This is a genomic window from Pseudomonas sp. YY-1 (assembly GCF_002843095.1).
In the GTDB taxonomy this organism is placed as follows: Bacteria; Pseudomonadota; Gammaproteobacteria; order Pseudomonadales; family Pseudomonadaceae; genus Aquipseudomonas; species Aquipseudomonas sediminis_A.
The window spans coordinates 117,157-130,256 of record NZ_PJLX01000008.1 but is presented as its reverse complement, the minus strand read 5'-3'; the positions used below and the strand labels follow the sequence as shown (position 1 = coordinate 130,256).

Genomic DNA, 13,100 nt, shown 5'->3' with positions numbered 1-13,100 from the left:
CCATGACTGCCGACGCCTTCTGGTTGCAGCTGGAATCCGCCGAAGCAGGCCACGCCGTGGCGCTTGACGAGGCCCTGGCGGCCATCGCCTGGAACGACGCCGGGCTGATCCCGGTGATCGCCCAGCGCCACGACAGCGGCGAGGTGCTGATGCTGGCCTGGATGAATCGCAGCGCGCTGCAGGAAACCCTGGCCAGCGGCCAGGTCTGCTACTGGTCGCGCTCGCGCCAACTACTGTGGCGCAAGGGTGAAACCAGCGGCCATCGCCAGCGCCTGCTCAGCGCGCACCTCGATTGCGACGGCGACGCCCTGCTACTCAAGGTCGAGCAACTCGGCCCGGCCTGCCATACCGGCCGACCCAACTGTTTCTACAACGACCTCGACGGCGAACAGCTGCGCGTGGCCGTGAGCGGCCCAGCATGAAGCGCATGGCCATCGCCCTGGTGCGTTTCTACCAGTACCTGATCAGCCCGCTGCTCGGGCCGCGCTGCCGCTTTCACCCCAGTTGCTCGCACTACGCCGTCGAAGCCCTGGAAAAGCATGGCCTGCTGCGCGGCCTGTGGCTCAGCCTGCGCCGGCTGTTGCGCTGTCATCCCTGGCATCCGGGCAGCTACGACCCGGTGCCCGAACCCTCGCCCAAGGAGCGACCATGATCCGCAAGAATCCGTCCGGCCACCTGCCGGTCATCGCCGAATCCGCCTATGTCGACAAGACCGCCATCATCTGCGGCAAGGTGATCATCCACGACAACGTCTTCGTCGGCCCCTATGCGGTGATCCGCGCCGACGAGGTGGACGCCAGCGGCGACATGCAGCCCATCGTCATCGGCGCCAACTCCAACATCCAGGACGGAGTGGTGATCCACTCCAAGTCCGGCGCGGCGGTGACCATCGGCAAGCACACATCCATCGCCCACCGCTCGATCATCCACGGCCCGTGCAGCGTCGGTAACCGCGTGTTCATCGGTTTCAACAGCGTGCTGTTCAACTGCGCCGTCGGCGACGGCTGCGTGGTGCGGCACAACGCCGTGGTCGACGGTTGCGACCTGCCGGCAGGCTTCCACGTCACCTCCACCCAACGCATCGGACCGAAGACTGACCTGGCCAGCCTGCCGCGCGTCAGCGTCTCGGCCAGCGAGTTCTCCGAGGACGTGGCCCGCACCAACATCGACCTGGTGCGGGGCTACAAAGCCCTGCAGAACGAGTTCTGACCGTGCTGATCCGTAACGCCCGCCTGGTCAACGAGGGCCGCGTGTTCGAGGCCGACCTACGCATCCGCCACGGGCGCATCGACGCCATCGCCGGCAGCCTCGCCCACCAGCCCGGCGAGGGCCTGCTCGACGCCGCCGGGCAGTACCTGCTGCCGGGCATGATCGATGACCAGGTGCACTTTCGCGACCCCGGCGCGCCGCACAAGGGCAGCTTCGCCAGCGAGTCGCAGGCGGCAGTGGCCGGCGGTATCACCAGCGTCATGGACATGCCCAACACCAACCCGCCGACCCTGACGCTGGAAGCCCTGGCGGCCAAGGAACAACGCGCCGCCAGCTGCTCGAAGGTCAACTACGGCTTTCACTTCGGCGTCAGCTACGACAACCTCGACACCGTCGCCGCACTCGACCCTAACCGCGTGGCGGCGGTGAAGGTATTCATGGGTGCCAGCACTGGCAACATGCTGGTCGACGATCTGCCAGCGCTGGAACGGCTATTCCGCGACTGCCCGACGGTGCTGCTGACGCATTGCGAGCACACCCCGCGCATCCGCGAACGCGAGGCGCAGTGGCAGGCGCGCTTCGGCGACACCATCCCCGCCGGCGAACACCCAGCGATCCGAGATGCCGAGGCCTGCTACCAGTCCTCCAGCCTGGCCGTGAGCCTGGCGCGTCGCTACGGCACACGCCTGCATGTGCTGCACCTGACCACAGCCCGCGAGCTGAGCCTGTTCCAGTCTGGCCCGCTCGCCGGCAAGCAGATCACCGCGGAGGTCTGCGCCCATCATCTGTACTTCGATGAGCGCGACTACGCGCAGCTCGGCCACCTGATCAAGTGCAACCCGGCGATCAAGACCCAGGCCGACCGCGACGCACTGCGCCAGGCCCTGCTCTGCGGACGCCTGGACATCATCGGCACCGACCATGCGCCGCACACCTGGGAGGAAAAGCAGCGCCCCTACCTGCAGGCGCCATCCGGCCTGCCGCTGGTGCAGCACGCCCTGCCGTCATTGCTGGAGCTGGTGGCCGACAGCCTGCTGCCACTGCCCCTGCTGGTGGAAAAGACCAGCCACGCCGTGGCCCAGCGTTTCGCCATCGAGCAGCGCGGCTACCTGCGCGAAGGCTACTGGGCCGACCTGACCCTGGTCGAACGCCTGACCGAGCCACGCCCGGTGGCGGCCGACCCGATCCTCGCCCACTGCGGCTGGACGCCGTTCCAGGGCCGCAGCTTCCGTCATGCCGTGCGCAGCACCTTCGTCTCCGGACAACTGGCCTGGCACGCCGGCCAGGTGCAAGACGATTGTCAAGGCTTGCCGCTGCGATATCGGCGCGATTGAGGCTGTACTACCACCCCCCGCCGCCGCCTCCTCCGCCACCACCGCCGGAAGAGCCGCCACCGGAAGACCCACCGCCACCGCCTCCCGAAGAGCTGCTCGACTGCGGGGGCGTCGACGCCAACGCCGTAGCGCTGCTGAGGCCGGCCGCCAGGGCACTGCTCATCGCTTGCGGGGAACTGTAGCTACTGCGGCTGTGATACCAGGTCGGTTGGTAATCTCGCTGCTCAGGGTCGATCAGGCCGCTGGCCAGTGCCGCACTGAAGCGCGCGCTCCACTTGTCCTCGACGCCCAGGGCCATGGCGAAGGGCAGATGGCGTTCGTACAGGGCGATGCTCATCGCCGGCGCATCACCCGCCAGCGCCAGAACATCGCTCTCGGCCAGTTGCAGGTAGTCGCGGTAGCCTTCCAACGCATCGAGCAGGCGCCGCCCTTCCAGGGTCGGGGCCGGCATCAGGTAATAGAAAACCACCACCAGCGCGACATACAGCACGATCAGCAGCAGAACCGGCAGGGAAGCTGCCTCGGCAATCATCAACAGCCCCACCGGCACCGGCCAGGCGAACATCAGTGCGGCGAAGAACAAGGGAAGTTTCTTGCCCAAGCTCGGCTGCCGCCGCGCCAGGTTGAACATGATCAGCGTCGGTACGCCAAAGCCCAGGCCAAACACCAACCCTGCCATGCCGGTGGCAAAATCATCGCCATGGCTGCCCATCACCAGCATCACCGCACTCCCGAGCAGGGCCCACAGCAAGCCCAAGGCCCAGATGCCACGGTTGTTGCTGAACCAGGCCTTACCCTGCTGCTTCAGCTGGTTTTCCAACGTGCTCAGCGTGTCAGCGAGGCGAGGCTCGTATTTCTTGCCGATAGCGATCGAACCATCCTCCTTGCCGGCCTTGAACAGACGGTCGCTCAATTCACGATCCTGCCCATTCAGATCGCCTCGCAAACCCGCGCGCGACAGGATAAAACCGCTACGCGGCCTGTCTTCGATACGCAGATGCTTACGGATTGCCATGTCGGTCAGCCACACGCTGAAGGCCCGTGCCTCGCCGAAAGCGCCGCGCAACCCGCGATGCCAGAGATAGCCCGCCTGCACCGCGCTCATACCCTGCGGCCCCTCGAACAGCGGGATAATCACGCCCTTGCGCGGGTCGCGGCCGACGCGATGCCAGGCGTTCAGATAGAACAGCAGTAGGCCGATCAGCAGCAGCGTGCCAACGCCCACACCAAGGTTGTCCAGGAGCGCACGTTTGACGTTATCCAAGCCGCTTGGCCGCGGCACCAGCCCAGCCTGCCAATCCACGGCTATCGTCAGGCCGTGGTGGGTGGGAAGCTCCGCAGTGGTGGCCAGGCGCAGGTGATCATCGCCGCGTTCGACAATCTGGAAGTCCTGGCCCTGATCACCTTGGGCGCCGGTGTAAGCGGCCAGTTGGCCGATTTGCGCGCCCTCCGGCAGGCGAACCTCGACCGAAGCCTGGCGAATGGGAAATATCCAGCCGTTACCGGTGACGTTCCAGTACAGCTCGTCACTGTCGGCGTGATGCAACAACGCCCGCTCGACTCGATAGCGCAATTCGTAGCGATAACGCCCCGGATCGAGCAGGACGCTAGCCGAGCCGAGGTAATAGCGCACCCAGGCGCCATTGCGCTCGGTGCGCACAGGTTCCTTACGGCCGTCGCGGGTCACGCCCAGCAGGGTGATCGGGCTGCTTTGCTCCAGCCCCATCGGCAGCGCATAACTGACCGGCAGATCGCGGTAGATGCCACGACGAATATCCTGGCCCTCGGCGCGTACGGTAATCCGCTCGGTGACCAGCAGGTTGCCGTCAGCCTCGACCTGCAGGGTGACGGCAAAGTCCTCGATGGCCTCCTGCGCCAACACCAGGCCGGGTAGCAGAAAACAGCTAAGCAACAGGCCACGCAACCATCCTTGCATGCTCAGAACTCCATCTTCGGCGACTGGCCTTCACGCGGGTCATCCAGGGTGAAATATTCGGCCTGGGTAAAAGCGAACAGCCGAGCCACCAGATTGCTCGGCACCGACTCGACCAGTACGTTCAGCTCACGCACCGCGCCGTTGTAGTAACGCCGAGCCATCTGGATATGGTTCTCGACCTCGCTGATGTTGCCCTGCAGCTCACGAAACTGGCTGTCAGCCTTGAGCTCTGGATAATCCTCGACCAGCACAAACAGCTGGCGTAGCTGGTGACTGAGCAGCGTCTCTACCGGCGCACGTTGGGCCAGCGGCGAATCCGCCAGTTGTACCGCGCGCATGCGCTCTTGCACCAACGCCTGCAGCGTGCTCTGTTCATAGCCCATGTACTGGCGCACGCATTCCACCAGCGCCGGAATCAGGCTGGAGCGGCGCTTGAGCTGCACATCGATGCCGCTGGCGGCCTCAGCCACGCGGTGGCGGTTGAACACCAGGCGGTTGTAGTAGAAAACCACGGCGCCGCCGAGCACCAGAAGCGCGCCCGCCAGCCACCAAAATCCCGAAACCTGCATAGCCTCTCCTTGGTTGGCCCGTGGCCGCCCGCTTTGCACTGACATCGTGGCAGCCCGTATCCTGTAGTGCCAGCCAGTCAGCGAGGCACGCATGCAGATCGAGTTGATCGAGATCCGCGACCACCTGAATCGCTTCGCCCCTTTCGACACTCTGCCGGAGCAGACTCTCGACGAGATCGCCCGCCAGGTGCAAGTGGGCTACTTCAAGGCCGGCAGTGAAATCCTCGCCGTCGCTGCGCCGATCCACGAGCTGCATTACGTACGCAGCGGCGCGGTGGAAATCCATCGGCGAAGCGGCGAACTGCACAACCGCCTGACCGAAGGCGACATCTTCGGCCAGGCCGGGCTGCTGCGCGGCAACAAGGTGCGCCTGGGCGCCACGGCACTGGAAGATTGCCTGATCTACTTCATACCGGGCCCCCTGTTTCAACAGCTCTGCGACCAGTTCGACAGTTTTGCCGACTTCGTCGAGGCCGAAGGCCAGTCGCGACTCAAGTCCGCCCTGGAAGACAGCCACGGCAAGGCCAGCGAATTGATGAAGATCAAGGTGCGCAAGCTGATCTCGCGCAGTGCGATCAGCGTGCCGCTGGATACGCCGATCCAGCAGGTGGCGCAGGTGATGACCGAGCACAGCGTGTCCTCGGTGATCGTCGTCGATCCCGGCACGCGCTGGCCCGACCCGAACCAGGTGGACGTCGCCGAGCAGCAGAACCAGGTGATGGCTGGCATCCTCACCGACCGCGACCTGCGCACCCGCGTGGTCGCCGCCGGCCTGCCCAGCGACACGCCGGTCAGCCAGATCATGACGCCCAACCCGATCACCCTGCAGGCCGACGACTCGGTGTTCGAAGCCATGCTGTGCATGCTGCGCAACAACATCCACCATCTGCCGGTGCTGCATCGCCGCCGCCCGGTGGGCGTGGTGGCGCTGGCCGACATCATCCGCTACGAGTCGCGCAGCAGCCTGTATCTGGTCAACGGCATCTTCAACAAGACCTCGGTGGAGGGGCTCAAGAGCCTGCTGCCGGACCTGCGCGCCACCTTCGTACGCATGGTCGCCGACGATGCCAGCGCGCACATGGTCGGCAGCGCCATGAGCGGCATCGGCCGCGCCTTCAGCCAGCGCCTGCTGGAGCTGGCCGAACAGAAACTCGGCCCGCCGCCTGTGCCCTACTGCTTCATGGCTGCAGGCTCCATGGCCCGCGACGAGCAACTGCTGCTCACCGACCAGGACAATGCTCTGGTGCTCGACGATAGCTTCGATGCGGACGAACACGACGCCTACTTCGCCGAACTGGCGCAGTTCGTCAGCGACGGCCTGGCCGCCTGCGGCTACAGCTACTGCAAGGGCGGCATCATGGCCACCAACCCCAAGTGGCGGCAGCCGCTGAAGGTGTGGCGGCAGTACTTCAGCGAGTGGATCGAGCGGCCCAACCCGGAAACCCTGCTCAACGCCAGCATCTTCTTCGACCTCGACGGCCTCTACGGCGAAACCGAGCTGGTGGAAAACCTCAAGGACCTGTTGGCACAGAAGGCCAGCGCCTGCCCCGCCTTCCTCGCCGCGCTGGCGCGTAACGCGCTCAACCGCACACCGCCGCTGGGCTTCTTCCGCACCTTCGTGATGGAAACCGACGGCCGCCACCGCAACATCATCAACCTCAAAGGCCGCGGCACCGCGCCGCTCACCGACCTGATCCGCGTGCACGCCCTGGCCTGTGGCTCCAAGGCGCAGAACTCGCTGGATCGCCTCGACGCCATCGCCGCCACCAAGCTGCTGCCCAAGGAGGCGTTGGAACACCTGCGTTACGCCTTCGAGTTCCTCAGCCTGGTACGCGTGCGCCACCAGGCCCGTGAAGTCGAGGCTGGCAACGCACCGAGCAACTACATCGAGCCGGAACAGTTCAGCGCCAGCGAACGCCAGCACCTCAAGGAAGCCTTCCAGGTGATCAGCAACGCGCAGAAATTCCTGCGCTTTCGCTACCCCGCACAGCCAGCGAGCCGCCCGCGATGAGCGAGCGCGCAGCCCAGGACTGGCCGCAACTGTTCGCCAGCCTCGCCGAAAGCAGCCGCGACCCGCGCCTGCGCGCCTTCTACGGCGCCGGCTGCGTCGCCGCCGATACGCCATTGGCGGAAGTACCGCTGGTGGCGCTGGACGTGGAAACCACCGGCCTCGACCCGCGTGAACATGCCATCGTCAGCCTTGGCCTGGTGCCACTGAGCCTGCAACGCATCCGCTGCAGCGAGGCGCGCTACTGGGTGGTCAAACCCACCAGCGAGTTGAGTGCCGAATCGGTCACCTTCCACCACATCACCCACAGCGACATCCGCCACGCCCCACGCCTGGCCAGTGTGCTCGAAGAGCTACTGGAAGCCCTGGCCGGCAAGGTGGTGGTGGTGCACTACCGCAATATCGAACGCAGCTTCCTCGACCAGGCCGTGCGCCAGCACCTCGGCGAAGGGCTGATCTTCCCCACCATCGACACCATGGAACTGGAAGCCCGCCTGCACCCCAAGCGCACCGTAAGCTGGTGGGACCGCCTGCGCGGCCGCGAACCCATTTCCATCCGCCTGGCCGACAGCCGCCTGCGCTACGGCCTACCGCTGTACTCGGCGCACCATGCGCTGACCGATGCGTTGGCCTGTGGCGAGCTGCTGCAGGCGCAGGTGGCGAGGCACTATCCGGGGCATACGCCAGTGGGGGCGGTCTGGGGCTGATTGATACAGGGCATGCGTGTATGCCCCCGTCAGAGCGGGAGGGCAAAAGTGGAAGTCAGGCAAACACTCTGCCCGGCCAGTCATCCCGAGATAAGGTTAAGCGTCGAAAGCCTTTCGCGTCAGGCGTAGCGCAATGATACGGAGCTAAATAGAGCGCTCAATTATCGGATTGATGCCGCCTTCAATCTAATCACTGTTAGAACACACAGGAACCAGAAGCTCGTGTCTCAGAAGCGACCGCGCGTCAACCTTGAGCCTGCAATACAATCCGATTTCGAAGCGCTCGTCGCCATCCGCATCGAAGCCATGCGCGAGAGCCTGGAGCGCATCGGACGGTTCGATCCAGCGCGCGCAAGAGAGCGCTTTCTTGCCGGCTTCTCGCCCGAGAGCACAAGGCACATCGTCGTCGCCGGCAAGCGCGTCGGGTTTGTCGTCACAAAGCTCCAAGAGCCGTACCTATTGCTCGATCACTTGTACGTCAGACCTGAGCATCAACGCCTTGGCATCGGCGCCCAGGTCTTGCAGTCCGTGTTCAGTCAAGCCGAGTCACTGCAAAAGCCGGTCAAAGTCGGTGCGTTGCGGGAGAGCGAGTCCAATGAGTTCTACACCCGCCATGGCTTCCAGCTTGTGGAGCAAGGCGAATTCGACAACTACTACGTCCGTAGTCCCTCGAGTGCGCCCTGACCCTTCACACGGCCGGCCTCTCAGATCAGACGACAGACTCCGACGCACAGCATCTTATACGGCGATCCCCCCGCAGAGCGTGGGTACTACCGGCAACACCTTCAATCTATAACAGCGCAGACACACGCCCATGAATCGCCGCAAGAAGATCAAACAACTACTCGAAGCCCATGCCAAGAAGGCCAATGCCAAGCTCGCGCCCAAAAGCAGCAAACCCAAGTACATCAGCAAAGCTGACAGGGCGAAGTTGGAGGCTGAAACGGCTCAAGAGCCTCTCGCGCCCGTGGAGTAAAAGTCGGTTAGACGGATGATGTGGGCCCCATCGAAAAGCCAAGAGCATCGCGGCTAAAGCCCCTATCACACGAGCGGGCTAACCCAGCACCTTGTCTGCGGTATACACCGCCTCGTCGAGAAACACGTTCACCGCCGGGTGATCGCGCTCGCCCTTGCGGTAGGCGAGGAACACGCCACGCTGGATAGCCGGCAGCAGCGGCACGGCGGTGACGCCGGGTAGCGTTCGTACCAGGCGCAGGCCGGAGACGATGGAGATGGAGTTGCCCGAGGCGACCATGGCCGCGACCATCTCGAAGCCGGCGCAGTGGGCATTGATGCGCGGCGCATAACCCGAACGGCGGCACAGGTTGGTGATGAATTCGCCGAACGAGCTGCCGGTGGAGTCCAGCGCCCAGGCTTCGTCGCGCAGCTCGGCGATGGTCAGGCTGTCGCGCCGGGCCAGGGCATGGTCGATGGGCAGCAGCACGTGCAGCTGGTCCTGGGTCAGGGGAATCAGCGCGTAGTTCTCGCGGTTTTCGTCGGGCTGCACGGCCAGGTCGTCGATCACCGCCACGTCGATCTGCCAGGCGCCGAGGGCGCTGAGGCTTTCCTGCGGTTCCAGTTCCAATACCACCACGTTCAGCCGAGGGTAGGCGCTGCGCAACGCGCGCACGGTTTCGGCGATCACCGCCACGGCAATCGAGGGGAAAGCCGCCACACGCAGCTCACCGGCGATTTCACCGCGCAGCAGCGCCAGCTCCGAGCGCGCTTCGTCGAGCACCATGAGGATGCGCTCGGCATGCGCCACCAGGCGCTCGCCGGCCGGGGTCAGCACCACACCGCGCCCGCGCCGTTCGATCAGCGCCATGTCCGCTTCGCGTTCGAGCTGGGACACCTGCTGCGAAACCGCCGAGGGCGTCAGGTGCAGCGACTCGGCAGCAGCGGCCATGGTGCGGCAGCGGGCCAGTTCACGCAGGGTGCGCAGGCGGGTGATGTCCATGACGCGATCTCAATAGTTAAGGGTCGCTAACGAATAGGTTAAAAATAAATCAGTATACATAATGATATGGCCGGCCTTAGATAGAGATATCCACACGCGCTGAACCGGGCGCGTGGTTCACCCACATGACGGCATCGCTGAAAACCGGGTTTTCAGACGTGCCCACACAAGAAGAATCTCGCCATGGCTATCAGCGTTTTCGACCTGTTCAAAGTCGGTATCGGCCCCTCCAGCTCCCACACCGTCGGCCCGATGCGCGCCGCCGCGCTGTTCACTCACGCGCTGGAAAACCACGATCACATGCCGCAGGTGACCCGCGTCGCCGCCGAGCTGTACGGCTCGCTGGGCGCCACCGGCAAGGGCCACGGCAGTGACAAGGCGGTGCTGCTCGGCCTCAGCGGCCATGAGCCGGATACCGTCGACGTGGACCAGGTGCCGGGCTACATCGAGGCCATCCGCCGCGACAAGCGCATCGTCCTGGCCGGCAAGCACTCCGTCGCCTTCGACGAGAAGGCCGACCTGAAGATGTTCCGCAAGGCGCTGCCGCTGCATGCCAACGGTTTGCGCTTCGCCGCCTTCGATGCCGCCGGCATTCAGGTTCACGAGGCCACCTATTACTCGGTAGGTGGCGGCTTCGTGGTCAGCGAGGCGATTCTCGCCGACGGCTCCAAGCACAAGGTCATCGCCCCGGACGCCACCAGCCTGCCGCTGCCGTTCAGCAGTGGCGCCGACCTGCTGCGCCTGGCGCGCGAGAACGGCATCGGCATTGCCGAGGTAATGCGCCGCAACGAACGTCACTGGCGCAGCGACGAAGAGACCGATGCCGGCCTGCTGGAAATCTGGAAGGTGATGCAGGCCTGCGTCGACCGTGGCTGCCACACCGAAGGTATTCTGCCGGGCGGCTTCAAGGTACGTCGCCGTGCCGCGATCCTGGCGCGCAAGCTGGGCGGCTTCCAGCGCAGCTACCTGGAAGACCCGCTGCGCATGCTCGACTGGGTCAACCTCTGGGCCCTGGCGGTGAACGAGGAGAATGCCGCCGGTGGCCGCGTGGTCACCGCGCCAACCAACGGCGCCGCCGGCATCATCCCGGCCGTGCTGCACTACTACGCCAACGCCATTTCCGGCGCCAGCGACCGCGGCATCATCGATTTCCTGCTCACCGCCGGCGCCATCGGCATCCTGTACAAGGAAAACGCCTCGATCAGCGGCGCAGAAGTCGGTTGCCAGGGTGAAGTCGGCGTGGCCTGTTCGATGGCGGCCGGTGCGTTGTGTGCTGTTCTGGGCGGCACCCCGGAGCAGGTCGAGAACGCGGCGGAAATCGGCATGGAGCACCACCTGGGCCTGACCTGCGACCCGGTCGGCGGCCTGGTGCAGATCCCCTGCATCGAGCGCAACGCCATCGCCTCGGTGAAGGCCATCAACGCCGCGCGCATGGCGCTATACGGCGATGGCTCGCACTACGTGAGCCTGGACAAGGTGATCAAGACCATGCGCGAGACCGGCGCAGACATGCTGACCAAGTACAAGGAAACCGCCCGTGGCGGCCTGGCGGTAAATATCATCGAGTGCTGATGCACGACCGCCAGATACGAAAACGCCGCGAACCCTGACAGGTTCGCGGCGTTTTCATTTATGGCCGGAACGACCCGCTCCCGTCCATGGGAGAGGGTCGTTCATCGCTTAACGCGGCTCGCTCATCAGGCCTTTGACGATGGAAATACAGCCCACCAGCAGCACGATGGTGAACGGCAGGCCCGTCGACACGGCCATGGCCTGCAGCGCCACCAGGCCGCCGCCGAGCAGCAGGGCGATGGCGATCACGCCTTCGATGCTGGCCCAGAACACGCGCTGCGGTACCGGCGCGTTGACCTTGCCGCCAGCGGTGATGGTGTCGATCACCAGGGAGCCCGAGTCCGACGAGGTGATGAAGAACACCACTACCAGCACGATGCCGATGAACGAGGTGATACCGGTCAGCGGCATTTCACCGAGCATGCTGAACAGCTTCAGCTCCAGGCCGGCTTCCTGCGCACCGGTGAAACCATCGACCAGCAGCTGGTTGATGGCGGTACCACCGAAGGCAGTCATCCACAGCACCGACACCAGCGACGGCACCAGCAGCACGGCGACGAGGAACTCACGCACGCTGCGACCACGGCTGACACGGGCGATGAACATGCCGACGAACGGCGACCAGCTGATCCACCAGGCCCAGTAGAAGGCGGTCCAGCCCTGGCTGAAGTTGGCATCTTCACGACCGACCGGGTTGGACAGCGCCGGCAGGTACTGCAGGTAAGCACCGAGGTTCTTGAAGAAGTCGGTGAAGATCACCAGGGTCGGCCCGGCGATGATGATGAACAACAACAGGGCCATGGCCAGGCCCATATTGATCTCTGACAGGCGCTTGACGCCCTTGTCGAGACCGGCGACTACCGAAGCCAGGGCGATCAGGGTGATAGCGATGATCAGCAGCACCTTGGTGGTGTCCGTCGCCGGGATGCCGAACAGGTACTCCACACCCGCAGCCGCCTGCTCCGCACCAAGCCCCAGCGAGGTGACCAGCCCGAACAGGGTGGCGAACACCGCGAGGATGTCGACGATATGCCCCGGCCAGCCCCAGACGCGCTCACCGAGAATCGGGTAGAAGATCGAACGGATCGACAGCGGCAGGCCCTTGTTGAACGAGAACAGCGCCAGTGCCAGGGCGACGATGGCGTAGATCGCCCAGGGGTGCAGGCCCCAGTGGAAGATGGTCGCAGCCATGCCCAGACGCACGGCTTCTTCGGCGTTGCCAGCAGCGCCGCCAAGCGGTGCCCAGTCGGTACGCACGCCATCCTCACCGACGGTGATTCCACCCATCGCCGCGCTGTAGTGCGACATGGGCTCGGACACGCCGTAGAACATCAGGCCGATACCCATACCGGCGGCGAACAGCATGGAGAACCAGCCCATGTAGGTGTAATCGGGCGTCGCGTCCTTGCCGCCGAGGCGTACCTTGCCCAGTGGCGACAGGATCAGCCCGATACAGAGGACGACGAAGATGTTGGCGGCGCCGATGAAGAACCAGGCCATGTGGTGGGTGAGCCAGTCGCGCAGGCCGCTGAACAGCGGCTCGATCTGGTTCTGCAGAGCAAGGGCGAGGATCACGAAGATCACCGCGACCAGCGCGGAGATGGTGAAGACCTTGCCATGAATGTCGAGGGCGAAAACGAATTGCCCTTTGATGTTGTCCTGACCGATGACGTAATCGGTGTCGATCAGATTGGCCTCACCGGACGGTGCCGGGATGCCCTCGTGGGTTTCCGCTGCGGATGGCGGGGTCGTGTCATGCGAAGGGACGTTTCCCATACGTGGCGTGCTCCTTGATGCGTTTGACTCGC

General features: G+C 64.7%; 13 protein-coding genes. 9 read left to right on the top strand and 4 right to left on the bottom strand.

Features of this window, described 5'->3' with window-relative positions; all coding sequences use genetic code 11:
* The first annotated feature begins 2 nt into the window (after positions 1 to 2).
* The 4 genes from hisI to CXP40_RS13330 are packed head-to-tail and all read left to right on the top strand — an operon-like array spanning position 3 to position 2,543.
* Positions 3 to 422: a phosphoribosyl-AMP cyclohydrolase gene (hisI, locus tag CXP40_RS13345; protein ID WP_106734131.1), complete on the top strand. Its 420-nt coding sequence runs from the start codon at positions 3 to 5 to the stop codon at positions 420 to 422.
* Entirely contained in the window at positions 419 to 652 is a 234-nt protein-coding gene (gene yidD / locus CXP40_RS13340) for a membrane protein insertion efficiency factor YidD (RefSeq protein WP_106734130.1), read from the top strand. Before hisI ends, yidD begins: the two co-directional genes overlap by 4 nt.
* The gene (locus tag CXP40_RS13335; protein WP_106734129.1) at positions 649 to 1,209 is read left to right on the top strand and encodes a carbonate dehydratase; all 561 of its coding nucleotides are present in this window, start codon (positions 649 to 651) and stop codon (positions 1,207 to 1,209) included. The genes yidD and CXP40_RS13335 overlap by 4 nt, the downstream gene beginning before the upstream one ends.
* A complete protein-coding gene (locus tag CXP40_RS13330; protein ID WP_106734128.1) occupies positions 1,206 to 2,543 on the top strand; it encodes a dihydroorotase in 1,338 nt (445 codons plus the stop codon). Before CXP40_RS13335 ends, CXP40_RS13330 begins: the two co-directional genes overlap by 4 nt.
* A gap of 7 nt (positions 2,544 to 2,550) precedes the next feature.
* Here the strand turns inward: CXP40_RS13330 and CXP40_RS13325 are convergent, their stop codons facing one another.
* Both CXP40_RS13325 and CXP40_RS13320 read right to left on the bottom strand, forming a co-directional pair.
* Positions 2,551 to 4,479 (bottom strand): DUF2207 domain-containing protein, encoded by a 1,929-nt coding sequence (locus CXP40_RS13325; protein WP_106734127.1) that lies wholly within the window; start codon positions 4,477 to 4,479, stop codon positions 2,551 to 2,553.
* A gap of 2 nt (positions 4,480 to 4,481) precedes the next feature.
* Positions 4,482 to 5,048: a LemA family protein gene (locus CXP40_RS13320; protein WP_106734126.1), complete on the bottom strand. Its 567-nt coding sequence runs from the start codon at positions 5,046 to 5,048 to the stop codon at positions 4,482 to 4,484.
* Between the two features lie 91 nt (positions 5,049 to 5,139).
* Here CXP40_RS13320 and CXP40_RS13315 point away from each other — a divergent pair, with 91 nt between their 5' ends.
* The 4 genes from CXP40_RS13315 (at position 5,140) to CXP40_RS13300 (ending at position 8,739) form a co-directional block, all read left to right on the top strand.
* Positions 5,140 to 7,059, top strand: coding sequence for a DUF294 nucleotidyltransferase-like domain-containing protein (locus CXP40_RS13315; protein WP_106734125.1), 1,920 nt, complete (start codon positions 5,140 to 5,142; stop codon positions 7,057 to 7,059).
* Positions 7,056 to 7,763, top strand: coding sequence for a 3'-5' exonuclease (locus CXP40_RS13310; protein WP_106734124.1), 708 nt, complete (start codon positions 7,056 to 7,058; stop codon positions 7,761 to 7,763). The genes CXP40_RS13315 and CXP40_RS13310 overlap by 4 nt, the downstream gene beginning before the upstream one ends.
* Positions 7,764 to 8,069: 306 nt before the next feature.
* Complete coding sequence (locus CXP40_RS13305; RefSeq protein ID WP_106734215.1) at positions 8,070 to 8,447, top strand: GNAT family N-acetyltransferase; 378 nt, start codon at positions 8,070 to 8,072, stop codon at positions 8,445 to 8,447.
* A 130-nt stretch (positions 8,448 to 8,577) separates the two neighbouring features.
* Positions 8,578 to 8,739 (top strand): DUF2986 domain-containing protein, encoded by a 162-nt coding sequence (locus CXP40_RS13300; protein ID WP_106734123.1) that lies wholly within the window; start codon positions 8,578 to 8,580, stop codon positions 8,737 to 8,739.
* Between the two features lie 78 nt (positions 8,740 to 8,817).
* Here CXP40_RS13300 and CXP40_RS13295 read toward each other — a convergent pair whose 3' ends face one another.
* The gene (locus tag CXP40_RS13295) at positions 8,818 to 9,720 is read right to left on the bottom strand and encodes a LysR family transcriptional regulator (protein WP_099525121.1); all 903 of its coding nucleotides are present in this window, start codon (positions 9,718 to 9,720) and stop codon (positions 8,818 to 8,820) included.
* Between the two features lie 183 nt (positions 9,721 to 9,903).
* Here CXP40_RS13295 and CXP40_RS13290 point away from each other — a divergent pair, with 183 nt between their 5' ends.
* Positions 9,904 to 11,292, top strand: coding sequence for an L-serine ammonia-lyase (locus tag CXP40_RS13290; RefSeq protein ID WP_106734122.1), 1,389 nt, complete (start codon positions 9,904 to 9,906; stop codon positions 11,290 to 11,292).
* 108 nt (positions 11,293 to 11,400) lie between these two features.
* Here CXP40_RS13290 and CXP40_RS13285 read toward each other — a convergent pair whose 3' ends face one another.
* On the bottom strand, positions 11,401 to 13,068 hold the full coding sequence (locus CXP40_RS13285) for a BCCT family transporter (RefSeq protein ID WP_106734121.1): 1,668 nt from the start codon (positions 13,066 to 13,068) through the stop codon (positions 11,401 to 11,403).
* Positions 13,069 to 13,100 lie beyond the last annotated feature (32 nt).